At 69.6% G+C, this 23,091-nt stretch carries 16 protein-coding genes; 7 read left to right on the top strand and 9 right to left on the bottom strand.

Features of this window, described 5'->3' with window-relative positions:
• Window positions 1-11: 11 nt before the first annotated feature.
• Complete coding sequence (gene argG / locus DEU37_RS07315; protein WP_121189922.1) at window positions 12-1,454, bottom strand: argininosuccinate synthase; 1,443 nt, start codon at window positions 1,452-1,454, stop codon at window positions 12-14.
• A gap of 213 nt (window positions 1,455-1,667) precedes the next feature.
• On the opposite strand from argG, the gene DEU37_RS07310 reads away from it, so the two are divergent.
• The 3 genes from DEU37_RS07310 to DEU37_RS07300 all read left to right on the top strand — a co-directional run bounded on the left by DEU37_RS07310 (window position 1,668) and on the right by DEU37_RS07300 (window position 11,361).
• Window positions 1,668-8,876 (top strand): DUF5979 domain-containing protein, encoded by a 7,209-nt coding sequence (locus DEU37_RS07310; protein ID WP_220699828.1) that lies wholly within the window; start codon window positions 1,668-1,670, stop codon window positions 8,874-8,876.
• Window positions 8,877-9,032: 156 nt separating this feature from the next.
• The gene (locus DEU37_RS07305) at window positions 9,033-10,319 is read left to right on the top strand and encodes an adenylosuccinate synthase (RefSeq protein ID WP_036282698.1); all 1,287 of its coding nucleotides are present in this window, start codon (window positions 9,033-9,035) and stop codon (window positions 10,317-10,319) included.
• 1 nt (window position 10,320) lies between these two features.
• Window positions 10,321-11,361 carry a beta-propeller fold lactonase family protein gene (locus DEU37_RS07300; RefSeq protein ID WP_121189920.1) on the top strand — a complete coding sequence of 347 codons (1,041 nt, stop codon included), beginning with the start codon at window positions 10,321-10,323 and terminating at the stop codon, window positions 11,359-11,361.
• A 177-nt stretch (window positions 11,362-11,538) separates the two neighbouring features.
• Here the strand turns inward: DEU37_RS07300 and DEU37_RS07295 are convergent, their stop codons facing one another.
• On the bottom strand, window positions 11,539-12,729 hold the full coding sequence (locus DEU37_RS07295; protein WP_121189919.1) for an AI-2E family transporter: 1,191 nt from the start codon (window positions 12,727-12,729) through the stop codon (window positions 11,539-11,541).
• 72 nt (window positions 12,730-12,801) lie between these two features.
• On the opposite strand from DEU37_RS07295, the gene DEU37_RS07290 reads away from it, so the two are divergent.
• Window positions 12,802-13,092, top strand: coding sequence for a chorismate mutase (locus tag DEU37_RS07290; RefSeq protein WP_016463782.1), 291 nt, complete (start codon window positions 12,802-12,804; stop codon window positions 13,090-13,092).
• A 30-nt stretch (window positions 13,093-13,122) separates the two neighbouring features.
• Here the strand turns inward: DEU37_RS07290 and DEU37_RS07285 are convergent, their stop codons facing one another.
• From DEU37_RS07285 to DEU37_RS07275, 3 genes are read right to left on the bottom strand one after another with little or no spacing between them, the layout of a single operon-like run.
• Window positions 13,123-13,809, bottom strand: coding sequence for a hypothetical protein (locus DEU37_RS07285; RefSeq protein ID WP_121189918.1), 687 nt, complete (start codon window positions 13,807-13,809; stop codon window positions 13,123-13,125).
• Entirely contained in the window at window positions 13,806-14,732 is a 927-nt protein-coding gene (locus DEU37_RS07280; RefSeq protein ID WP_121189917.1) for an ABC transporter ATP-binding protein, read from the bottom strand. Before DEU37_RS07280 ends, DEU37_RS07285 begins: the two co-directional genes overlap by 4 nt.
• Window positions 14,729-15,118 carry a GntR family transcriptional regulator gene (locus DEU37_RS07275; protein ID WP_121189916.1) on the bottom strand — a complete coding sequence of 130 codons (390 nt, stop codon included), beginning with the start codon at window positions 15,116-15,118 and terminating at the stop codon, window positions 14,729-14,731. The genes DEU37_RS07280 and DEU37_RS07275 overlap by 4 nt, the downstream gene beginning before the upstream one ends.
• A 357-nt stretch (window positions 15,119-15,475) precedes the next feature.
• Here DEU37_RS07275 and DEU37_RS07270 point away from each other — a divergent pair, with 357 nt between their 5' ends.
• The 3 genes from DEU37_RS07270 to DEU37_RS07260 are packed head-to-tail and all read left to right on the top strand — an operon-like array spanning window position 15,476 to window position 18,614.
• The gene (locus tag DEU37_RS07270; RefSeq protein ID WP_121189915.1) at window positions 15,476-16,762 is read left to right on the top strand and encodes a glycine betaine/L-proline ABC transporter ATP-binding protein; all 1,287 of its coding nucleotides are present in this window, start codon (window positions 15,476-15,478) and stop codon (window positions 16,760-16,762) included.
• Window positions 16,762-17,718, top strand: a complete 957-nt coding sequence (locus DEU37_RS07265; protein ID WP_121189914.1) for a proline/glycine betaine ABC transporter permease — start codon at window positions 16,762-16,764, stop codon at window positions 17,716-17,718. Before DEU37_RS07270 ends, DEU37_RS07265 begins: the two co-directional genes overlap by 1 nt.
• The gene (locus DEU37_RS07260) at window positions 17,715-18,614 is read left to right on the top strand and encodes a glycine betaine ABC transporter substrate-binding protein (RefSeq protein WP_121189913.1); all 900 of its coding nucleotides are present in this window, start codon (window positions 17,715-17,717) and stop codon (window positions 18,612-18,614) included. The genes DEU37_RS07265 and DEU37_RS07260 overlap by 4 nt, the downstream gene beginning before the upstream one ends.
• A 9-nt stretch (window positions 18,615-18,623) precedes the next feature.
• Here the strand turns inward: DEU37_RS07260 and DEU37_RS07255 are convergent, their stop codons facing one another.
• The 4 genes from DEU37_RS07255 to purL all read right to left on the bottom strand — a co-directional run bounded on the left by DEU37_RS07255 (window position 18,624) and on the right by purL (window position 23,075).
• Window positions 18,624-19,385: a hypothetical protein gene (locus DEU37_RS07255; RefSeq protein WP_121189912.1), complete on the bottom strand. Its 762-nt coding sequence runs from the start codon at window positions 19,383-19,385 to the stop codon at window positions 18,624-18,626.
• Between the two features lie 10 nt (window positions 19,386-19,395).
• Window positions 19,396-20,403: a hypothetical protein gene (locus DEU37_RS07250; protein ID WP_121189911.1), complete on the bottom strand. Its 1,008-nt coding sequence runs from the start codon at window positions 20,401-20,403 to the stop codon at window positions 19,396-19,398.
• A 195-nt stretch (window positions 20,404-20,598) separates the two neighbouring features.
• Entirely contained in the window at window positions 20,599-20,733 is a 135-nt protein-coding gene (locus DEU37_RS15070) for a hypothetical protein (RefSeq protein WP_259457186.1), read from the bottom strand.
• 5 nt (window positions 20,734-20,738) lie between these two features.
• Window positions 20,739-23,075, bottom strand: a complete 2,337-nt coding sequence (gene purL, locus DEU37_RS07245; protein WP_121189910.1) for a phosphoribosylformylglycinamidine synthase subunit PurL — start codon at window positions 23,073-23,075, stop codon at window positions 20,739-20,741.
• Window positions 23,076-23,091 lie beyond the last annotated feature (16 nt).

Here is a 23,091-nt window from a genome sequence, read left to right as displayed (position 1 = left end):
GAAACGCAGGCTCAGTCGGCGCCGAAGTCGAACGACGCCGACTCGGATGCCTCGTCGACCGCCTCCGCGAGCTGTTCGCGCGCTTCGTCGAACGGAGCCACGTGGCCGGTGATCCCCGCCGATTCGCCCGACGCGAGCTCGCCGACCAGTTCGGCGGTCGCGCCGCCGATCAGTCCCAGACCCGCGTACTGCTCGAGACGCGCGCGCGAGTCGGCGATGTCGAGGTTGCGCATCGTGAGCTGGCCGATGCGGTCGGTGGGGCCGAAGGCGGCGTCGCCGACGCGCTCCATCGACAGCTTCTCCGGCGCATACGAGAGGTTCTTCGACACGGTGTCGAGGATCGTGTAGTCCTCGCCGCGGCGAAGACGCAGGGTGACGGTGCCGCTGATGGCAGAGCCCACCCACCGCTGGATCGACTCGCGCAGCATGAACGACTGCGGCTCCAGCCAGCGCCCCTCGTACATGAGGCGTCCGAGACGCCGGCCCTGCTCGTGGTAGGTCGCCAGGGTGTCTTCGTTCAGGATGCCGTTGACCAGGCGCTCGTAGGCGATGAACAGCAGCGCCATGCCCGGCGCCTCGTAGATGCCGCGGGACTTCGCCTCGATGATGCGGTTCTCGATCTGGTCGCTCATGCCCAGGCCGTGACGGCCGCCGATGGTGTTCGCCTCACGCACGAGCGCCACAGCATCGGTGAACTCGACGCCGTTGATCGCGACCGGTCGTCCGGCCTCGAACGTGATCGAGACGTCCTCCGTCGCGATCTCCACGGACGGGTCCCAGAAGCGCACGCCCATGATCGGGTCGACGATCTCGAGCGAGACGTCGAGGTGCTCGAGGGTCTTCGCCTCGTGGGTCGCACCCCAGATGTTGGCATCGGTGGAGTACGCCTTCTCGACCGAGTCGCGGTACGGGAACTCGTGGGCGACGAGCCACTCGCTCATCTCTTTTCGACCACCCAGCTCGGTGACGAAATCGGCATCCAGCCAGGGCTTGTAGATGCGCAGCGCCGGATTGGCGAGCAGGCCGTAGCGGTAGAAGCGCTCGATGTCGTTGCCCTTGTACGTCGAGCCGTCGCCCCAGATGTCGACGCCATCTTCCTTCATCGCGCGCACCAGCAGGGTGCCGGTGACGGCGCGGCCGATCGGCGTGGTGTTGAAGTAGGTACGGCCGCCGGAGCGGATGTGGAACGCGCCGCACGAAAGGGCGACGAGCCCCTCTTCGACCATCAGCGGCTTGCAGTCGATGAGGCGCGACTTCTCGGCGCCGTACTGCAGCGCGCGACCGGGGATCGATGCGATGTCGTCTTCGTCGTACTGCCCCAGATCGCCGGTGTACGTGTACGGAACGGCGCCCTTGTCGCGCATCCACGCGACCGCAACCGACGTATCGAGCCCCCCGGAGAAGGCGATGCCGACGCGCTCGCCGACGGGCAGGGACTGAAGGACCTTCGACATGGAACCTCAGTCTACTGAGCGGCGGCGGTGCAACCTGCGGAGGCGGCCCCCGCACTCGCGGGGGTCACCGGATTCGCATAGCTGTGCATGTATGCCCTATGGTCTGACCCACGTGCGCCCTCCGATGTGGGATCGGGGCTGCCGACGTGGGGTCGGTGGCAGGGGCGCTCTACCTTGGGGGTAGTTGGCATGCGCGCTGCGCGCTCTTCTGTCGTGTCCGCGAAGCGTCCGTTCGTCGCGGGGCTTCTCGTCGTTCTTCTGGCGCTGGGCGGTGTCGTCGGCGGCATCGCGCCGGCAGCGACCGCCGCGGGCGGTCCCGGCGACTATCTGCAGATCGACAAGAGCGTGGACAAGCCGACGCCGCTTCCGGGTGACACGTTCACCTACACGGTCAAGGTCACGTGTTCGGAGCAGGACTGCCTGGGCGCTCAGCTCACCGATGCCTTCCCCGCCGCGCTCGTGGGCTTCGACATCGAGGCGGTGCGTTTCACCCCCGACACCACTCCGTACGCCGTGACCTGGACCGGGGGCGCGAGCACGCCGCCGGCGAAGGTCGCGGCCGGCACCGCCGTCACGGTCTACATCGAGGAGACGACCGACACGCCCGCGGGTGTCGGCATGTCGGCGGGCACCACCTTCTCGATGCTCGTCAGCCTCCGCGTGCCCGACAACTACCCGCCCGGCAAGAGCGGCGACATCGTCAACACCGCGAAGGTCACGGCGACCAACGCGAACCCCGTCGACAGCTCGGCCACGATCAACATCAACGTTCCCGAGAACATCGCGGTCGGCGTCACGAAGACGTGGTCGCCGAGCCGTCTGTCGTACGCGCCCGGAGCCGCGTCCGCCATCGCCCTCGGCGTCTCCAACGCCTCGAACGTCAACGTCGACAAGCTCGTCATCCAGGAGCCCAAGACGGCCGCCGACGCCGCGTCGACGCTCGACGCGAGCAACCCCTTCACGATCACCGATTTCACGGGGTTCCAGAACGTCTCCCTCCCCGCGTCGTGCACGTCCGTGCAGGTTGACGCCTACGTGTTCCAGGGCGGTTCGTGGGCCTGGAAGACCGGTCCGCCGGCCGCCACCGCGACGCTGCCGAGCGGCGTCACGAACGCGCAGGTCGGCGGCATCCGCCTCACCTGCGTCGGTGTGATCGCACCCGGCGACACCGTCAGCCTGGGTCTCGGCCTCGCTCAGCGCTCCACGCAGCGCGATACGGGCGCCGATCTGTCCACCGCGCAGCACCGTGTCGACAACGTGGCGAACGGCATCGCGGCCGTGGACTCGCGCACGGCCACGAAGGATGCTGCGGCCAGCTACACGGTCGCACCCTCCATGCCGACCGTGCAGACCTCGAAGAGCATCACGCCCGACCGACGTACCGCCGGACAGACCGCCGACACGACGCTCTCCGCCACCAACGGTGCGGTTGCCGTCAGCGAGCTGCGTCTGGCTGACCTCGACTTCTTCTCGACCGACGTCGCGTTCGGCGGGTTCACTGCTGCGCCTGTGTGGCCCTCCGGCGCCAGCGCGGCGAAGGTCGTCTACCACCTCGCCGCCGGCGGGACGCAAGAGGTGTCCTTCGCGGACGGCGCCGTGCCGGCCGCCCCCGGCGGACCGGCGACCGGCTTTGAACTCGTCTTCACGGGCTCCCTCATCCAGGCCAACGCGACCGCCAACGCCGCGTTCGCGATCGTCACGACCGAGAACGCCACCGGCGGAAAGCCGAGCGTCACCCTCACCAACACCGTCGCCTCGACGGTCACCGCCCCCAACGGCCTCACTGCGACGGCGACCGACGACGCCACGCTGACGATCATCGACCCGTCGGTCTCCGTCACGATCGACAAGACCGTGCGCCCGGGTGCGCCCGTCGCCCCCGGCGACAGCGTGATCGCGTCGCTGCGCACCGTGGCCTCGGCCTCGGGTGACGGCGCCCGCATCAACGACATCGTCGTCGAGGACGCCTGGAACGGCGCGCAGGACGCGTTCTGGAACGCCTTCAGCTTCACCGCCGTCGCGCCGACCCAGGTGCCGGCGAACACGACGCTGACGGTGCAGGTGCGTCGTCACGACGGAACCTGGGTGACGCTGGCCACCGCGCCGGCACAGGCGCAGGCATTCGTCTTCCAGATGGATGCCGCGGCGACCGCGGCAGCACTGTCACCGCTCTCGCCCGCCGACCTGGAGGGCATCCGGTTCTCCTTCCACAGCGACACGGGGTTCGCCGACACCACCAACGTCACCCCGAACCTCGTCTTCGACGCCCGAGCCGACCGGCGCACGGGCGGTGCGACCACCCCCGGCCCGGATCGCCCGACGACGTACACGAACACCGCGGCGTCGACCGTCACCGGCAGGAGCGACGGGGGCAGGACCCTCACCGACGACGCCACCGACACGGCACCCGCAACGATCCAGTCCGAGCAGAACCCGCCCGGACCCGGACCCGACATCCAGAAGCGGTGGACGCGCGATTTCCTCGACGCGCAGTCGGGCCAACGTGCCGACACCACGCTGCGCTGGAACGTGTCGTCGGGCTTCGCGCCGGTGACCATCACCGATCCGGCGACGAGCGCCGCCACCCCGGCGGCGACGGCCTACGACGCGTTCGACCTCGTCTCGGTGGCGGCGATCGCGCCGAGCTCCGACCCGTACAGCAACGGCTGGTACCTCCGGTACGACACCGTCACTGCTGTCGAGCTGTTCTTCGACAACGCCTGGCACGCGGTCGCCGCGCCCGGCGGAAGCTGGATGACCGCGAATCGCGGCTTCGTCGGCTACACGCTCACCGCCGATGAATCGGCGAAGACCACCGGCGTCCGTCTCGTGCTCGACGAGACGGCGGCCGACACCGCCGCCCGTCAGGCCGCGCGGCAGACCGGTCCCGCCTTCGACCCGTTCGCTCCCGCACCGGGATCGGGAGTGGGCTCGGGCAGCGTCCAGCGAGAGTTCGACCTGACCTGGCAGCTGCGCGACATCACGCGCTCCTCGGGAACGCCGATCACGGCGGACTCGCTGCTGAACACCTCCACCAAGGGCATCGTCGACAACGCCGTCCAGATCAGCTCGCGTCCCCTCGCGGGCGGTGCCGATGTCACGGACGGTGATCACGACACCATCCAGATCCTCAATCAGCCGCCGGGGGTGAAGGGCACCAAGTCGGCCACCCCGACGAATCAGATCTTCACGCCCGTCGCCGGCACGCCCGCGCAGAACTATCCGACGGCGCAGTGGACGATGACCGCGCACAACGACGCCACCGCCAAGGCCAGCGCGCTGCGGATGACCGATCCGGCCACCTGCAGCCAGACGGCGCTCGCGGGGTGTCAGTCCGACGTCTCCGCGGCCTTCGCCGACCCGTTCGACACCTCGAAGAACTACCTGACGGATGCCGGCACGCCGACGCCCTTCGACCGGTTCTCGGCCACCAAGATCACGATCGCCTCCAGCATCCCTGCCCAGATCGACCCCTCGGGCTCGACGGTGTGGCTTCTGCACTACGCGGGCGGAACGTACACGACGAGCCCGCACACCATCGCCCAGGTGAACGCGTTCACCGCCGACCAGCTCGCCGACGTCGTGGGCGTGAGCGTCACCTTCCGCGGCGTGAGCGCGGCGAACACGGGCACGATCGACCAGAGCAACGTCTTCACGGTCACGATCGACAGCCGACTGCGGCCCACACTGCGATCCAGCGGCGAGGCGCAGGTGCTGCCGGCGGGCAAGACGGTCGACGTGTGGAATCGCGTCTTCGCACAGTCGTACGACCCGGTGCTGGCGCCGACCACCAAGACCGGTGACGTCGCCGACGCGAAGGTCGTCCTCACCGGCGGTGTCGTCAACATCACTCCGACGAAGTCGGTGAGTGTGTCCTCGATCGCTGAGCCGGCCAAGAGCACCCCCGTCACAGTCACTCTGGGTGCCAACCAGGGCTCGAACCCGCGGAGCACGCTCTCGCCGAACGTCGTCGTCGTGGAGGACTTCACCGACGCGACCGCCTTCTGGAACACCTTCGACCTCGTCGGCCTCGGCGCCGTCACGCGGCCGAGCGGCGCCGACCGCGTGCGGGTGGACGTGCACACCGGCGGCGCGAGCGGGAGCTGGACGCTCGGCACGGCCGCAGCGACGGCCGCCCTGCCGACGGGAACCGACGTCGGCGCCGTCGACGGCATCCGGTTCACCTTCACGCGCGCCGACGGCGGCTTCTTCTCGAGCTCGCTTCCCGCGGCCAACTGGTCGGCCTCGGCCGCGTTCACTGTGAAGGTGCGCGACACCTACCGTGACGCGAGCGGTCCCGTGACCTTCGACCACGCGGTGACCAACACCCAGTCCTCGCAGTCGGCGCGCGTCGACGGCAACGACTCCGCCCTGAAGCAGGCGTCAGCGCGGATCACCCTCACGCAGGGCACGCACCAGATCGCGGTGAACAAGCTGAGCAACAACGGCGATCGTCTCGTCTCGGTGGGATCTCCCGTGCCGTTCGACCTGACGTTCCAGAACACCGGCACCGGCTTCCTCACCGTCTCGGAACTCACCGACACGCTTCCGGCGCAGCTGAACTACCTGGCGACGCCGGCGCCCGTGTTCACGAAGCAGGCCGACGGTCTTCTCTCCGACAAGGTCACGGTGGGTCTCAGCCCCGACGGGCGCACGGTCACGTTCACGTGGCCGTCGGACGGCAACCGCATGAAGCCCGGCGAGGTGTTCAAGGTCCGCCTCTTCCTCGAGCTGCAGCCCGGGCTGTCGCAAGGTGATCGTGCCACCAACACGATGACGGTCAAAACGGAGCAGCAGCTCACTGCGTGTCGCAACACCGTCACCGGAGGCTCGACGACCAGCGCGTTCGCGAACGATCCCACGACCTGCGGCACCACCGACTACGTCGGCGTCGTGGCGGGGTCGAACCTGTACACGGTGAAGGGCGTCGCGGGCTCGTTGCCCGGCGCGTACCAGCCGGGTGCGTCCGACGCGATCTGCCAGCAGAACCTCGTCGTCGGTGGCAAGGGCTACTTCCGGGCGCCGTGCGTCGCGAACTCCGAGGTCGACGGCACCGATGACTGGGTGCTGCACAACGTCAACGCGGGAACCGTGCCGATCGCCGAGATGACGGTGTTCGACCAGCTGCCCACGCCGGGCGACACGCTGCTCATCTCGGGCGCGGCTCGTGGCTCGACCCTGCGCCCCGAGCTCGTGGCCGACTCGCTGAAGGTGGCCGCACCGGCCGGAACGACGCAGACCGTCGAGGTCAGCACCAGCACGGGAGTGTGCGTCAACACCTGGTCGACGCTGACGACCGCACCGGTCTGCGAGCAGAACGGTGAGAAGTGGACCGCCATGTCCGCCAGCACCGACTGGTCGAAGGTCACCGGCATCCGCGTGCACCTGGACTTCCGCACGACCCCGGAGAAGGCGCTCACGCCGGGTCAGGCGGCCGACGTGACGTTCTCCGCCGTGAACCGGCTGGCGGGAGCCGACCGCCCTGATGGCGCGTCGGCCACCGTTCCGGCCGCCGACCAGTTCGCCTGGAACCAGTACGGCGTCAAGTACGAGCTCACCACCGAGAACACCTTCCGCAAGATCGCACCGGCCGCGGTCGGCAGCCACCTGCGGTTCGGCTCGATCGCGGTGACCAAGAAGATCACCGGTCCGGCGGCGACGTACGCGCCGGCGAGCTTCCTCGCCGACGTGGTCTGCACCGTCGGCGGGTCCGCGCTCGATCTCGGAGCGGCCTCGACCGTCACCCTCAGTGCGGCGAACGACTACACGGCGCGTATCGACGGCATCCCGCTGAGCGCCGAGGGCACGACGTGCACCGTGACCGAACAGGGCGCGGTCGGCACGTTCGGCGAGACCTCCCGCAGCGGATCGCCGACGACGATCGCCGTCACCGAGGCGGCGCCGCAGGACGGTGCCGCGGGCGACGTGCCGGCGCTGCAGGTCGCGACGCTGACGAACGACTACCAGTACACCGCTCTGTCGGTCACGAAGCAGGTGCAGACCGAGGCGACGGCCGGCGCGTTCGGTCCCTTCACCTTCTCTCTCGTGTGCACGACGGCGACGGGCGTCCCCGTGGTTCTCGGCGCGCCCGACCTGACCACGCTGAGCTTCACTCTCGCGGCCGGCGAGACCTGGAACGCTCCGGCCGACCGCATCCCGGCGCGCGCGAAGTGCACGGTCACCGAGACGGACGCGTTCTTCGCGAACCACATCGTGTTCACCGGCACGAACGTCGTCGACGCCGGAGACGGCTCGGCCACCGTCACGCCCGGGGTGGATGCCGCTGCGGTCACCGTGACCAACGGATACGACACGGGCCGGCTCACGGTCGGCAAGGTCGTGACCGGTGCGGGCGCCGACCTGTACGGCACCGGCTCGTTCGACTTCTCCGCGGTCTGCACCTACCAGGGCCAGAGCCTGCTCGACCGGCGGTTCTCGCTGCGCCACGGCGACACCGAGACGTTCGGCGTGTATCCCACCGGCACCCTGTGCGACGTGAAGGAGCTGACGACCGGCGGTGCGACCGAAGCCGCGCTCGACCCCGCCGACGGCCAGGTCACGATCGTGGCGGCGACCGATCCGGCCGGCATCGGCGACGTGAAGGTCACGGCCACCAACCGCTTCGACCTCGCGTCGTTCGACGTCGTCAAGGAGCGCCAGGGCAACATGCTGAACCCGGGTGCGGCGGGACCGTTCACCGTCAGCGCGGTCTGCACCTTCGTCGTGGACGGCACCGTGACCGACATCGCCGTGCCCGGTGGCGCGGAGCGTCAGCTGACCGCCGCGAACGACTACCGGGCCGCGTACACCGACCTCCCGGTCGGTGCGACATGCGAGGTCACCGAGACGGTGACCGCTCACGCAGCCTCCACGACCATCACGGTGGACGACGCCGATCCCGTGACCGGGACGACCGCGACGATCGATCTGACCGGCGGCGACCAGCCGCAGCTCATGACGATCGCCAATACCTTCACCGCCGGGAAGATCTCGGTGACGAAGACGGTCAGCGGCACCGCGGCATCCGCGCACACCGGCGACACCTTCGGAGTGACGCTCGTGTGCACCTGGTACGGCGAGGACCTGCCGATCCCGGGTGGTGCGGTGCGCGATCTCACGGTGGGAACGCCGGTCGTCTACACGGATCTGCCGACCGATGCCGCGTGCGTGCTCACCGAGTCGCGCACCGGCGACGCGAAGCAGGTCACCATGACGGTCGACGGCGGCCACTCCGCCAACCCGGCCAGCGTGGTCATCGCCGCCGACACGACGATCGCGATCGGCGTCGACAACCGCTTCGACAAGCCGTTGCCCGCGACCGGTGGCAGCTCCGCGCTCGTGCTCGGGGTGTCCGGCTTCGGCATCGCGGGTGTGATCGTCGGCATCGTGCTGCTGACGCGCCGCCGCCGCCGCGAGATCTGACGGATGCGCGGGGCGGGCGGGCGTGATGATCGCCCGCCCGCCCCGCCCGCTCAGCGTCGGAGCGCAGCACGGGCTGCTCGATAGGATGGGGTGTACCGGCATTCCCGGTGCAACCGTCCGATATGCGCCAGAAGGCCGAAAACGGGGGAGCAGTCCATGCCAGGCATCGTGATCGTCGGCGTCCAGTGGGGAGACGAGGGCAAGGGCAAGGCCACCGATCTTCTCGGTGAGCGCACCGACTGGGTCGTCAAGTTCAACGGCGGCAACAACGCCGGTCACACCGTCGTCATCGGCGATGAGAAGTACGCGCTGCACCTGCTGCCCTCCGGCATTCTGTCACCCGGCGTGAACGCCGTCATCGGCAACGGCGTCGTCGTTGACCTCGAGGTGCTGTTCGCCGAGCTGGAGGCGCTCAACGCCCGGGGCCTGGACACCTCGCGGCTGAAGATCAGTGCCAACGCGCACGTGATCACGCAGTATCACCGCACCCTCGACAAGGTCACGGAGCGCTTCCTCGGCAAGCGCATGATCGGCACCACCGGGCGCGGCATCGGTCCGACCTACGCCGACAAGATCAATCGCGTCGGCATCCGCATTCAGGACCTCTTCGACGAGAACATCCTGCGCCAGAAGGTCGAGGGCGCGCTCGATCAGAAGAACCACCTGCTGGTCAAGGTCTTCAACCGCCGTGCCATCACCGTCGACGAGGTCGTCGACGATCTGCTCTCTTACGTCGAGCGCCTGCGCCCCATGGTCTGCGACACCGGGCTGCTGCTCAGTCGGGCATTGGATGCCGGTGACGTCGTCGTCTTCGAGGGCGGCCAGGCCACCATGCTCGACGTGGACCACGGCACGTATCCGTTCGTGACCTCCTCCTCCGCCACCGCGGGCGGCGCCTCGACCGGTTCGGGCGTCGGCCCCAACCGCCTCGACCGCATCGTCGGAATCGTCAAGGCCTACACGACACGCGTGGGCTCCGGCCCCTTCCCGACGGAGCTGTTCGACGACAAGGGCGAGTGGCTGCGCAAGCGCGGCTTCGAGTTCGGCACGACGACGGGTCGGCCCCGCCGGGTGGGCTGGTACGACGCGCCGATCACGCGCTACGCGACCCGCATCAACGGCATCACCGACCTCGTCCTCACCAAGCTCGACATCCTCACCGGACTCGAGCAGATCCCCGTGTGCGTCGCATACGACGTGGACGGCGAGCGGTTCGATGAGGTCCCGGTCAATCAGAGCGACTTCCACCACGCGACCCCGATCTTCGAGTACTTCCCGGGCTGGCAGGACGACATCTCCGGCGCACGGAGCTTCGAGGACCTGCCCGTCCCGGCGCAGGAGTACGTGCTGGCTCTCGAGGCGATGAGCGGCACGCGCATCTCGGTGATCGGCGTGGGACCCGCCCGCGACGCGGTCATCGTGCGTCACGATCTCGTCGACTGAGGTGCGCTTCTTCCTCGGCGGATACTCCGCCGATATGGGCGGCCGCGCGGAGGGCGTCGGAACGCTCCTGGCCGGCAACGTCGGTGACGTGTCGGCCGGCGGAGAGCTCGCCCGGCGCGCGGAGGTCTCGGTCCGCGCCGACTCGCCGTCGTGGCTCGCGTGGCATCCGACCCTTCCCGTCGTCTACGCGGCACTCGAGGGACGCGGCTCGCTGCAGGCATATCGCCGCATCGGCGAGGAGAGCTTCGTCCGGCTCGGTGCTGCCGTGGAGGCCGGCGAGGCCGTCTGCCACCTCGCTGTCTCCCCTGCCGGCGACGCACTGATCGCGGCCTGCTGGGGCGACGGGCGCCTCGTGCGCATATCGCTGGATGCCGAGGGTCGCCCGTCGAAGCCGACGGTGCTGGCCGCTGCGTCCGATCCGTATGCTCTCGCCGGCATGTCGCACCAGACGCGACCGTCGCGCGCGCACCACGTGCGATTCCTCCCACGCGACACGATCGCGACGACCGATCTCGGGCTCGATCTGGTGCGATTCTGGCGGGGTGACCCGGCGCGGGGCTCGCACGACGTCGCGCTTCCGCGGGAGACCGGGCCGCGCCACAGTCGATGGCATCCGTCCGAGCATCTGTTCGTGGTGACCGAGCTGTCGAACGAGCTCTACGCACTGGCCCCCGATGCGAGCGGGCAGTGGCGCGTCGTCGCCGGGGTCGCGCTGTCACCGGGCGCTCTCGCCGGAGATGCCGCCGCAGAGCTCGCCTTCTCGCGCGACGGTCGCTTCGTCTACGCGGGGCTGCGCGGTTCGAACACGATCGCCGTCGTGGAGGTGCGCGGTGACGGGGCCCAGCTGCGTCCGATCGCGCTCGTCGACTCGGGCGTGGACTGGCCGCGGCATCACGTCGTCGTGCGCGACACCCTCCTCGTGGCGGGTCAGCGCTCCGACGAGATCGCCGCGCTCGCGCTGGATGAGCGCACCGGGGTGCCGGGGCGCGCCCGACGCCGCGTGGACGCCCCCTCGCCCACCTGCCTGCTCGCGGCATCCTGACCCACCTGCCGCCGTCGCGGCCCGCCCGCCGCGCCGCGGCATCCTGCCCAGCGCAGGCGATCTGCCCAGAACAGGCGAACTGCGCGCGAATCGGCCTGCCCTCGGCAGATTGCCTGCGCCCGGCACGCACGTCGGCTGCCGAGAGAGGATGCCGAGGCTCCAGCGCTTACCCCTGGGTCAGGTCGCGGCATCCTGCTTGGGGATGAAGACCTTCTTGATGATGAGCAGGATCGATGCCGTCACGGGAATCGCGACGAGGGCGCCGAGCAGACCCATGAGCGTGCCGCCCACGAGGGCGCCGATCACCACGAGCGCGCCGGGCACGGCGATGGCCTTGTTCATCACCTTCGGGGTGAGCACGTATGCCTCGAGCTGCATGTAGACCAGATATGCGACGGCGAAGATCAGCGCCGACAGGGGGCTGGCGAAGAGGGCGACCACCGAGGCGATGCCCCAGAACAGCACCGTACCGACGAGCGGGATGATCGTGAGGCAGAAGGCGACCACGGCCATCAGGGCGGGGAACGGCAGACCCAGCACCGTGTAGAGGATGAAGCTCACCACGGCGTTGAAGAAGGCGAGCACCACCATGCCGCCCAGGTAGCCACCGACGGACTCGGTGATCTGCTCGGTCAGGTCGGCGGTCAGTGAGCGACTGCGCGCGGGCATCAGGCGGTAGAACGCCTGCTTGATCTCGGGCAGCGAGGCGAGGAAGTACAGGCTCAGCACGATGATGATGATCATCCCGGAGATCGTGGTGCCGATGGAGATGCCGATCTGCAGCACGCCTCCGCCGATCGCCGCGAGATGGCCCGGGTCGGTGAGGAACTTCTGCACCTCGGCGACGATCGCGGGCACCTGGTCGCCGAACTGATCGCGGGCCCAGTGGTAGAGGTCGGTCTGCTGGAAGGACGTCACGAGGGTGGGAACGTCCGTGATGAACTGGGCGATCTGGCGCACCACCGTCGGCACGATGAGCCACAGAACCGCGACCAGCAGCAGCGCGAGGGCGAAATAGACGATCACGATCGCCCACGCGCGACCGACGCCGTGCCGCTGCAGTCGCTGCACGACGGGGTTGAGCCCGAGGGCGACGAACAGGGCGAAGGCGACGTAGATCCACACCGTGACCAGGCTCGTGACGGCCATGCCCAGAAGGATCGCCACCAGCCCGCCGAGCGTCAGGAAGAAGCCCACGGCGAAGGGGCGGTTCAGGGTCGTCCACACCGCTCGCCCCGTGTGTGAGCGGTGCGCAGGGGCATCGGATGACGCCGTACTGTCGGCCGGGTTCGCGCGGTCGGAACCCGCCGCGATCTTCGTGCCGCGCCGGAGCGAACGCGAGCGGGGCTCGTTCGATGCTGCTGCCATGGTCACACTCTAGGGCTGTCAGCGGATGCCGTCCGGAGAGGCGGTAATGTCGGCGAGGACGAGAGGAAGCCCATGACCGACGCCGCCGTTCACCTGCAGCGCCTGCGTGCCAGCATCGACAACATCGACGCGGCGCTGATCTTCATGCTCGCCGAACGCTTCCGCTGCACCCAGCAGGTCGGGGTGCTCAAAGCGGAGCATCGGATGCCGGCATCCGACCCCGCTCGTGAAGAGCAGCAGATCGCACGTCTGCGTCGGCTCGCGCTGGAGGCCGACCTCGATCCCGAGTTCGCCGAGAAGTGGTTCAACTTCGTCGTCGCCGAAGTGATCCGCCACCACGCCGCCGCCGCGGCCGCTGACTGATTCCTGCGGCCGGGCGACGGCGCCGCCGGGTCAGGGGGTGGCGCGCCGCAGCGTGAGGAACGATGCGGCGCCGAGGACGACCGTGAGCGCAGCCAGCACCGCCGTCAGCCCCATCGGTCCCAGGCCGGCGAGCCACGTCCATACCGACGCCCAGGCATCCATCCGCCCGACGAGCCACAGCGCGGCGACCAGCACGATTCCGAGACCCGACAGCGTCAGCGTGAGGCCGAGAGCCCCGAAGCGGCGGTAGAGAGTCGCTCCCCAGAAGCCGGCCACGAACAGCACCATCCCCACTACGGCGAAGAAGACTCCCGCCCCGACGGGGCCGGCGGTCCACACCCAGTCCAGCGAGAAGAAGTAGCCGTTGACGCCCCAGCCTCCGGTGGCGCGCTCGATCGCGCCGCCGACGGCGAAGACCGCGCCCAGGAGGACGGCTGTCACCAGGGCCGCGAGCATCGTGCCGAAGAAGAACTCCCGACGGGTGATGCTGAGCGCCTGAGAGAACGGGAACGTGTAGCTCAGCGACATGATGCCGAGGCCGAAGAAGTACCAGATCGGGGCCTGACTTCCGCCGCCGTACTTCGCCCCGCCGTAGGGGATGAGCGCGAAGATCGCGATCGAGAGCACAAGGCTGACGACGAGGATGATCAGCGGCAGCCACACGAACGTGTACTTGTTGACGAACTGCATGCGGGTGACGGTGAGAACCCGGTTCATCGGCGTGCTCCTTCGGCGGGGGTGGCCGCGGCGGCGCTCGCCGCGACCGAGGATTCGGCGTCGTGCTGGGTGAGGCGGACGATCAGCTGCTGCAGAGAGACCGCACCCACCTCGAGCCCGGATGCCGCCAGCTGTGCCCTGTCCTGCGTGTCGAGTTCGCCGAGCAGGGTCGCGCTGGCCACGCGGCCGAGGCTCTCGCGGTGCAGCACCTCGCGCCCCGCGGTGAAGGCGTCGACGGCGACGGCGTCGCCGATGATCGTCGAGGCTCGACCACGCAGGGCATCGGTCTCCTCGTCGAGGATGATGCGTCCGCGGTCGATCACGATCACCCGTTCGATGAGGTCGGCGACTTCGTCGATGAGATGGCTGGACAGCACGATCGTGCGGGGGTGTTCGGCGTAGTCGGCGAGGAGACGGTCGTAGAAGATCTGGCGCGCGACGGCATCCAGGCCGAGGTAGGGCTCATCGAAGAACGTGAGCTCGGCACGCGAGGCGAGTCCGATGATCACGCCGACCGCCGACAGCTGCCCCCGCGAGAGCTTCTTGATCCGCGTCTTCATGGGCAGCTGGAACGCGTCGATGAGCTCGTCGGCGAGCTCCTGGTTCCAGTTCGGGAAGAACATCGCCGCCATCCGGAAAGCGTGGACGGGCCGGGCATCGTCGGGGTAGCGCTGGCTCTCGCGCACGAAGCAGATGCGCCCCAGCACGCGGCTGTTCTCGTACGGATTCTCACCGAAGACGTTGACCTCGCCGCTCGTCGCGAAGTTCTGTGCGGTCATGATCGACATCAGGGTCGTCTTGCCGGCGCCGTTGCGGCCCAGCAGGCCGTAGATGACGTTCTCTTGGAGGGTGAGGGACACCCCGTCCAGAGCAGCGGCGTTCTTGTAGCGCTTGACGAGGTCGGTCACCTGGACGACGGTCATCGGGCGCCTCCTTCCGGGGTCGATGTGGGGTGGGCCGCCTGGTCGCGGACCATGGCAGCGAGTTCGTCGGCGCTGAGGCCGAGCGTGTGCGCCTCCGCGAGCAGGGGCTGGATGAATCGGGCGGCGAAGGCGGCGCGGCGCTCGGCGCGCAGGTTCTCGCGGGCGCCGACCGCCACGAACATGCCGATTCCGCGGCGCTTGACGAGCACGCCCTTTTCCACGAGCATGTTCACTCCCTTCGCGGCCGTGGCCGGGTTGATGCGGTAGAAAGCCGCCAGTTCGTTCGTCGACGGCGCGCGGGTGTCTTCGGGAAGGCTCCCGTCCACGATGGAGTCCTCGACGCTCTCGGCGATCTGCACGAAGAGCGCGCGTCCCTCATCGATCACGTGGCCTCCCGGCATCCGGTGGGTTGGTTAGTTACTTGACTAAGTAACCAAATAACGCTGGCGACGTCAAGCGCTGCCGGAGCGCCTCCGCCTTCGCGTGCGCGCGATAGCGAGAAGTCGGCGTCGCGTCCAATTTGCGTGCGCATTCACCCGGATGAAACGGTGGTGGCGGCCCCCACGCGGGGTCGACCCCAGACCAGTCCGCGACCGCTGTCGTGCCCGTTGGCACCGGCGGACGTAAGGTCGGCGGCCTGTGCCCGGATCCGATGTCCGGTGCCGAGCGCTCTGCCCGAGCGCGAGTGGCCGTCACCCGGGCGTGACCGATGCAGCCTGTGCACCGGGCTGCCGAGGTGTTCTGTGACCGACGCTGTTTCTGCTGCGCCCCTGTTGGAGGCGCGGCATCTGTTCAAAGTCTTCGGGCGTGATCCGAAGGATGCCGTGGCGCGCCTGCGCGCGGGTCACTCCCGCGCCGACGTGGCCGATGCCGGCACCGCGGCCGTGGTGGACGCGAGCTTCACGGTGAACCGTGGCGAGATCTTCGTCATCATGGGGTTGTCCGGGTCGGGCAAGTCCACGATCATCCGCATGCTCAACGGCCTGCTGGCCCCCACCGCCGGCGAGGTGACCATCGCCGGCCGCAACGTCACCACGGCCTCGCCGGCACAGCTGCGCACCATCCGCCGCGAGTCGGTGTCGATGGTCTTCCAGCACTTCGCCCTGCTGCCGCACCTGAGCGTGCTCGACAACGCGGCGTACGCGCTGGAGATCCAGGGCGTCGGCAAGACCGAGCGCCGCGAACGTGCGCGTGACATCCTCGAGCGCGTGGGCCTCGGCGATCGCGCCGATGCGCTTCCCGACCAGCTCTCCGGCGGCATGCGTCAGCGGGTCGGCATCGCGCGCGCCCTGACGGCCGGCACCGACATCCTGCTGATGGACGAGGCCTTCTCGGCGCTCGACCCGCTCATCCGCCGCGAGATGCAGGAGCAGCTGGTGGAGCTGCAGCGCGAGCTCGGCCGCACGATCGTGTTCATCACGCACGACCTCAACGAGGCGATGTTCCTCGGCGACCGCATCGCCGTGATGCGTGACGGTCGCATCGTGCAGAACGGCACACCGGAAGAGATCCTGACCGACCCCGCCAACGACTACGTGGCGCAGTTCGTTCAGGACGTCGACCGGGCGCGCGTGCTCACGGCATCCGCCGTCATGGAGCCGCCGTCGCTGTCGACGCCGATCACGGCGGGCGTGCGCGGGGCACTGCGCACGATGCGTGAGAACCAGGCCGGTGCCGTGTTCGCGACCGAGAACCGTCGCCTCGTGGGCGTGGTCACCGACCGGGCGGTGATCCGAGCGGTGAAGTCGGGCGAGAGCGACCTGCGGCGCATCGTCGACACCCACGTGCCGACGGTCGGTCCCGACGACCTGCTCACCGACATCGTCGAGACCGCCGTGGAGGCGTCCGTTCCCCTGGCCGTCGTCGACGATCAGGGACGTCTGCGTGGAGTGATCCCGCGCATCACACTGCTCGCCGCTCTCGGCAACGTTCCGGCGACGACGCGCGAGATGGCGGTCGTGCAGACCCCGCTGGAGATGGTGGCCGAGTTCACGCCGCTGGTGGATGCCGCGACGGAGGGAGAGCGCTGATGGACGGGTTCCGCATTCCGGTGGGCCAGTGGGCCGAGACGGTCGTCGATGTCGTCGGCGACGCGCTGCGCGGACTGTTCGACGCGGTGGTGCTCGTTCTGGGCGCCGTCTACGACGCGGTGGACGCCGTGCTCATGGCGCCGCCGTTCTGGCTGCTGATCGTCGTGCTCGCCGCGGCGGCGTTCGCCGTGAGCGGCTGGCGCCTGGCGCTGGGCACCGCCCTCGGCCTGCTCGTGATCGTGGGCGTCGATCAGTGGGACAACGCGATGGACACCCTCGCCCTGGTCATCGTCGCGGCGCTCGTCGCGATCGTGATCGCGATCCCCGTCGGCATCTGGGCCGCCCGCAGCGACGCCGTCTCGCGCATCGTGCGCCCCGTGCTCGACTTCCTGCAGACGATGCCCGCCTTCGTCTACCTCATCCCCGCGATCATCTTCTTCGGCGTCGGGGCGGTGCCGGGCATGATCGCGACGATCCTCTTCGCGATCGCCCCCGGCGTGCGGCTGACCGAACTCGGCATCCGGGGCGTCGACAGCGAGGTCGTGGAGGCGGGGTACGCGTTCGGGGCTTCGCCGGCGCGTGTGCTGCGGCAGATTCAGATCCCGCTGGCGCTGCCGTCGATCATGGCCGGCGTCAACCAGGTGATCATGCTGAGTCTCTCGATGGTCGTCATCGCGGGCATGGTCGGCGCCGGCGGACTCGGCGGCGAGATCGTTCGCGCCATCGGGCGCATCAACGTGGGCCTGGGCTTCGAAGCCGGCCTGTCGGTCGTCATGACCGCGATGATCCTCGACCGTCTGACTTCGGCGCTGGGCCGGCCTCGTGCCCCGCGCCGGGCGGGTGCGGCGCGCCGCACCCGCAACGGCGGGTCGACGGCCCGCCCCAGCCGCGGAGAGTCCGCGGCTGACACCGACCGATCCGCGGACAGCACGCGGATGGAGAGGACGTCAGCATGAACAAGACCAAGAGCATCCTGGGCGGTATCGCCCTGAGCGCCGCCGCAGCGCTCACCCTGAGCGGCTGCGCCGGCGGCACGGGAGGCGCGGGCGGCGCGGGCGGTTCCGATGCGAAGTCGATCGAGATCGCCGTGTTCAACGGGTGGGACGAGGGCATTGCCGCGTCGTACCTGTGGCAGTCGATCCTCGAGGAGAAGGGCTATGACGTGAAGCTCACGTTCGCCGACGTCGCGCCCGTCTACCAGGGCCTCGCTCGCGGCGACTTCGACCTCGTGCTGGACACCTGGCTGCCCACCACGCACGCCGACTACATGGAGCGCTACGGCGACAAGGTCGACGACCTCGGGGCCTGGAACGACGACGCGCGACTCACCGTCGCCGTCAACGCCGACGCGCCGATCGACTCGCTCGATCAGCTGGCCGCGGCATCCGACCAGTTCGGCGGTCGCATCGTCGGCATCGAACCGGGCTCGGGGCTCATGCGCATCACCGGCGACGATGTCGTTCCCGGCTACGGGCTCGAGGGGATGGAACTCGTGGAGTCGTCCACGCCGGCCATGCTCGCCGAGCTCAAGAAGGCGACGGATGCCCGGCAGAACATCGCGGTGACGCTGTGGCGGCCGCACTGGGCGTACAACGCGTTCCCGGTGAAGGACCTCGCCGACCCGAAGGGCCTGCTGGGGGATGCCGAGAGCATCCACTCGGTGGCGGCGAGCTCGTTCGCGAAGGATCATCCCGAGGTGCACGGCTGGATCTCGAACTTCACGATGCCCACCGACACGCTCGCCTCGCTCGAGAACGCGATGTTCAACGAGTACAGCGGTGACGACTACGCGCCGGTGATCAAGAAGTGGATCGCCGAGAACCAGGAGTGGGTCGACAGCCTCACGTCCTGACGATCGCGGTCAGGAACGGGGTCCGGCGTCTGCCGGGCCCCGTTCGTCGTCGGGCGTCGGCTGCGGACGCTCGAGCTGCAGGGCGACCTTGGTCTCGAGACGCTCGACGGCCTCGTCGGAGAGCGCCAGCAGGCCGTCGACCTCCTCCCGCACCCGGCGATAGGCGACCTGACGCTCCGCCGGGGTCGCGGACTGGTCGAGCGCGACGGCCAGCAGCTGTTGCGCCGTGGCCAGACGCTTGCGCTCGGCATCGCTGAACTGGGAGTCACGCACGCGCCGGGCGTCACGCTCGGCGAGATCGAACGCGACCTCGTAATCGGTGACGGCGCCGCGGTACTCGGCGACCTGTTCCGCGCTGACCCGCGCATCCGCCGACGCCGGGCGCAGCCGGTCGGCGATCTTCTTGGCGCGCAGGAACGCGGCGGTCAGGGGCTGCCGCCCGTCGCTCATGGTGGGAAAGGCGATCATGCGAGCGACGTCGAGCTCGTACTCCAGCCAGCGCGCCGTCACGTCGTCGTGCACCGCGAAGAGCTTCTCGAGCTGGTCGGGAAGGGGCGAAGGCTTGGTGATCGGCTGCGGGTCGTCGGGACGGGTGACCCGGGTGGACGCGGTGACGGTCTTCAGCTCGGCCTTCGCACGCATCACCTCGAGCCGGCGCGCGTGGCGGCGCTGCGCGAGCACGTCCCAGCGGCGTACGAACCCGCTCGCGATGCCGAGAACGGGGAACACCAGCCACCAATAGTGCTGGGCGAAGATCCAGAACTGGTCCACGGCCTCAACCCTATGCGCGCGGGCGTCGGGGAACGGGCCAGATCGGGCGTGCGCCGCGCTCCGTCGTGTCCGCCCCGCCCGGCGCGGCGACGTCTGGACCTTCCGCGGGCGGAGGGGATGGATGCCGGGGCGCACCCGAGCGCGGCGCGGCGGCGTCATTCGGCGCGGTGCGCGGGGGGTTCGACATCGCGCGGCCGACGGCCTCGGCGCCCTTCGCGAGCACCGTCTGCGCGAAGGTCTGGGTGAGGTTCTGCGCGATCACGGTCCACTGCCCGACGGTGTCCGTGCCCGCGCGCGAGGCATCCGGATCGCCGGGCGCGGGTCTCGCGGGCGCGTCGCCCGCCGCGCGCGCCTGACGCCACGCCTCCGCTTCGGCCGCGTCGAACGCGCGGGTGACGGCGGCGACGGCATCCCGATACGCCGTGAACTGCGGCGGTGTGATGCGCGCCCGAGCCGACGCCGGACGGTGCTCCCGCGCCGCCTTGTCGGCGGCCAGAAACGCGGCGGTCAGCGGCTGGCGCGCATCGGTCATCGCGGGGAAGGCGATGAGCCGCGCCGGATCGGTCTCATAGGTCATCCACCGGGCGATGATCTCGTCGTGTGCCCGCATCGTGCGCGCGACCGGCAGGTGGGCGTCGTCGCCGGCCGTCGGCAGCGCCGCACGCGCGGCCGTCACGTGCGCGCGCCGCGACCGGGCCGTCGCCGTCGCGACGCGGACCTCGTCGACGGCGCGGTCGAGCTCCCGCCGCGCCGCGGCGACATCTGCCGCGCTCGCACGACCGGTCGCGCGCTCGGCGTGCAGTCGATCGAGCTCCGTGCGTGCCACCCGCACCGCGGCGCGCGCTGTCGCCGCGTCGCGCTTCGCCGAGCGCAGCTCCAGTCGGGCCGCGTCCAGCTCGATGCGACGGCGGCGCTCGCGGCGTTCGCGGCGCAGCCCGAGCCAGCCGAGGGTGCCGGTACCGATCGTCGCCGGCCCGATCCACCAGAACTCGGCGATCGTCGCCCAGAGCGGATCCACGCCCTCAGCCTAGCGAGACCGGCTGGGAGCGCTCGCAGAGAGGGATGCCGCGGCATCCGCCCCTCGCCTCCGCTCGTCCCGCCCCTCGCCCGCCCGCGTGAACGTCGACGAACTCCGCAGATTGTGACGAACTCCGCACGCATCCGGGCACGCGTGTGCGGAGTACGTGCCTGTGTGCGGAGTTCGTGGGGCGGCTCAGCCGAAGAGCAGCGCGAGCACCGTGGCGCCGCCGCCGACGAGGATCAGGGCGACGATCGTGACCCAGGCGATGATGCGGGTGCGGCGCGTGCGCGCCTCGTTCATGCCCTCGTACTCGTCCTGCTCGCTCATGCGCCTCAGCCTACGGGCTCGACGACCGTCGGTCCGAAGGCGGCCGGCAGTGTCGCCTGCGAGCGCGCCCGCAGCTCCGAGACCGCAACCGTGAACACGTCCTGCACCTCGAGGGCGTTCTCTGCGGTGTCGGCGGTCGCGTCGGTGACGCCGATGCGCAGTACCGGATAGCCCCGGCCCTCGCACAGTCCGCGGAACTTCACGTCCTCCTCGCGCGGCACCGAGACGATGACGCGGCCGGTGGACTCGCTGAACAGGGCGGTCGCGGCATCCACACCGTCGCGCTCCATGATCTCGCGCAGCCAGACGCGGGCGCCGACGCCGAAGCGCGTCACCGCCTCGGCCAGGGCCTGGGCGAGTCCGCCCGACGAGAGGTCGTGGGCGCTGGAGACGAGCTCCTGCTGGGATGCCGCGTGGATGAGCTCCGCGAGACGCTTCTCCTGGCCGAGGTCGACCGCCGGCGGACGTCCGCCGAGGTGGCCGTGCACGGTCTCTGCCCACGCCGAACCGCTCAGCTCGGTGGCGGTGACGCCCAGCAGGTAGATGTTCTCGCCGGCATCCTGCCAGCCGCTCGGAATGCGACGGGCGACGTCGTCGATGATGCCCAGAACGCCGACGACGGGTGTCGGGAAGATCGGGGTGTCGCCGGTCTGGTTGTAGAAGCTGACGTTGCCGCCGGTGACCGGCACGCCGAGCTCGAGGCACGCGTCGGCGAGACCGTCGACCGCCTGACCGAACTGCCACATCACCTCGGGGTTCTCCGGGCTGCCGAAGTTGAGGCAGTCGGTGACGGCGGCGGGCACCGCACCGGTGACGGCGACGTTGCGGTACGCCTCGGCGAGGGCCAGCTGCGCGCCCGCGTACGGGTCGAGCTGGCAGAAGCGCCCGTTGCAGTCGGTGGCGATGGCGAAGCCCAGGCCGCTCTCCTCGTCGACGCGGATCATGCCGGCGTCGTCGGGGAAGCTGAGGGCCGTGTTGCCCATGACGTAGTAGTCGTACTGGTTGGTCACCCAGCTCGTGTCGGCGAGGTTCGGGCTGCCGAGGAGGTCGAGGAACTGCGTCTTCAGGGTGGCCGCGTCGTCGGTGCGCGGCAGGGCGGATGCCGAGTCGTCGCGGAGGGCATCGATCCAGGTCGGGTAGGCGACCGGGCGCTCGTAGACGGGGCCGTCGACGGCCACGGTCGAGGGGTCGACGTCGACGATCTGCTCGCCGTGCCAGAAGATCTGCAGGCGGCCGTCGCCGGTGACCTCGCCGAGCACGCTGGTCTCGACATCCCACTTGCCCGTGACGGCGAGGAAGGCGTCGAGCTTCTCGGGCGCGACGATCGCCATCATGCGCTCCTGGCTCTCGCTCATGAGGATCTCCTCCGGCGTGAGCGTGGGGTCGCGCAGCAGCACGTTCTCGAGGTCGACCCGCATGCCCGAACCGCCGTTGGCCGCCAGCTCGCTCGTGGCGCAGGAGATACCCGCGGCGCCGAGGTCCTGGATCGCCTCGACGAGCTCGTCGCGGTACAGCTCGAGGCAGCACTCGATGAGCACCTTCTCGGCGAACGGGTCGCCGACCTGTACGGCGGGACGCTTGGTGGGGCCGCCGTCGGCGAAGGTGTCGGACGCGAGGATCGATGCGCCGCCGATGCCGTCGCCGCCCGTGCGGGCGCCGAAGAGCACGACCTTGTTGCCCGCGCCGGTGGCGTTGGCGAGCTTGATGTCCTCGTGGCGCATGACGCCGACCGCGAGGGCGTTGACCAGCGGGTTGCCCTGGTAGACGGAGTCGAAGACGGTCTCGCCGCCGATGTTCGGAAGACCCAGGCAGTTCGCGTAGAAGCTGATGCCGCTGACCACGCCGTGCACGACCCGGGCCGTGTCGGGGTTGTCGATCGCGCCGAAGCGGAGCTGGTCCATGACGGCCACCGGACGGGCGCCCATCGAGATGATGTCGCGGACGATGCCGCCCACACCGGTTGCGGCGCCCTGGAACGGCTCGATGTAGCTCGGGTGGTTGTGGCTCTCGACCTTGAAGGTGACCGCCCAGCCCTCGCCGACGTCGACGACACCCGCGTTCTGGCCCATGCCGACCATGAGCCGCTTCTTCATCTCCTCGGAGACCTTCTGGCCGAAGCGGCGCAGGTAGATCTTCGACGACTTGTAGGAGCAGTGCTCGCTCCACATCACGGAGTACATCGCCAGCTCGCCGCTGGTGGGGCGCCGGCCGAGGATCTCCTTGATCTGGTCGTACTCGTCGCTCTTGAGGCCGAGCGCCGCGTAGGGCTGCTCCTTCTCCGGCGTCTGGACGGCGTTCTCGACAGTGTCTGCGACCTTGCTGTCGGATGCGGGGGTGCTCACGCGGCGGGACTCCAAG

The organism is Microbacterium sp. AG790, from assembly GCF_003634765.1.
In the GTDB taxonomy this organism is placed as follows: domain Bacteria; phylum Actinomycetota; class Actinomycetes; order Actinomycetales; family Microbacteriaceae; genus Microbacterium.
This window is presented reverse-complemented; position numbering and strand designations above follow the sequence as displayed.

What these genes read in the sequence shown, in the direction of transcription:
- DEU37_RS07295 (WP_121189919.1), bottom strand. Translation starts at nt 12,729, where the DNA reads ATGGCAGCAGCATCGAACGAGCCCCGCTCGCGTTCGCTCCGGCGCGGC.
- DEU37_RS07260 (WP_121189913.1), top strand. Translation starts at nt 17,715, where the DNA reads ATGAACAAGACCAAGAGCATCCTGGGCGGTATCGCCCTGAGCGCCGCC.
- DEU37_RS07285 (WP_121189918.1), bottom strand. Translation starts at nt 13,809, where the DNA reads ATGAACCGGGTTCTCACCGTCACCCGCATGCAGTTCGTCAACAAGTAC.
- argG (WP_121189922.1), bottom strand. Translation starts at nt 1,454, where the DNA reads ATGTCGAAGGTCCTTCAGTCCCTGCCCGTCGGCGAGCGCGTCGGCATC.
- DEU37_RS07290 (WP_016463782.1), top strand. Translation starts at nt 12,802, where the DNA reads ATGACCGACGCCGCCGTTCACCTGCAGCGCCTGCGTGCCAGCATCGAC.
- DEU37_RS15070 (WP_259457186.1), bottom strand. Translation starts at nt 20,733, where the DNA reads ATGAGCGAGCAGGACGAGTACGAGGGCATGAACGAGGCGCGCACGCGC.
- DEU37_RS07265 (WP_121189914.1), top strand. Translation starts at nt 16,762, where the DNA reads ATGGACGGGTTCCGCATTCCGGTGGGCCAGTGGGCCGAGACGGTCGTC.
- DEU37_RS07280 (WP_121189917.1), bottom strand. Translation starts at nt 14,732, where the DNA reads ATGACCGTCGTCCAGGTGACCGACCTCGTCAAGCGCTACAAGAACGCC.
- DEU37_RS07305 (WP_036282698.1), top strand. Translation starts at nt 9,033, where the DNA reads ATGCCAGGCATCGTGATCGTCGGCGTCCAGTGGGGAGACGAGGGCAAG.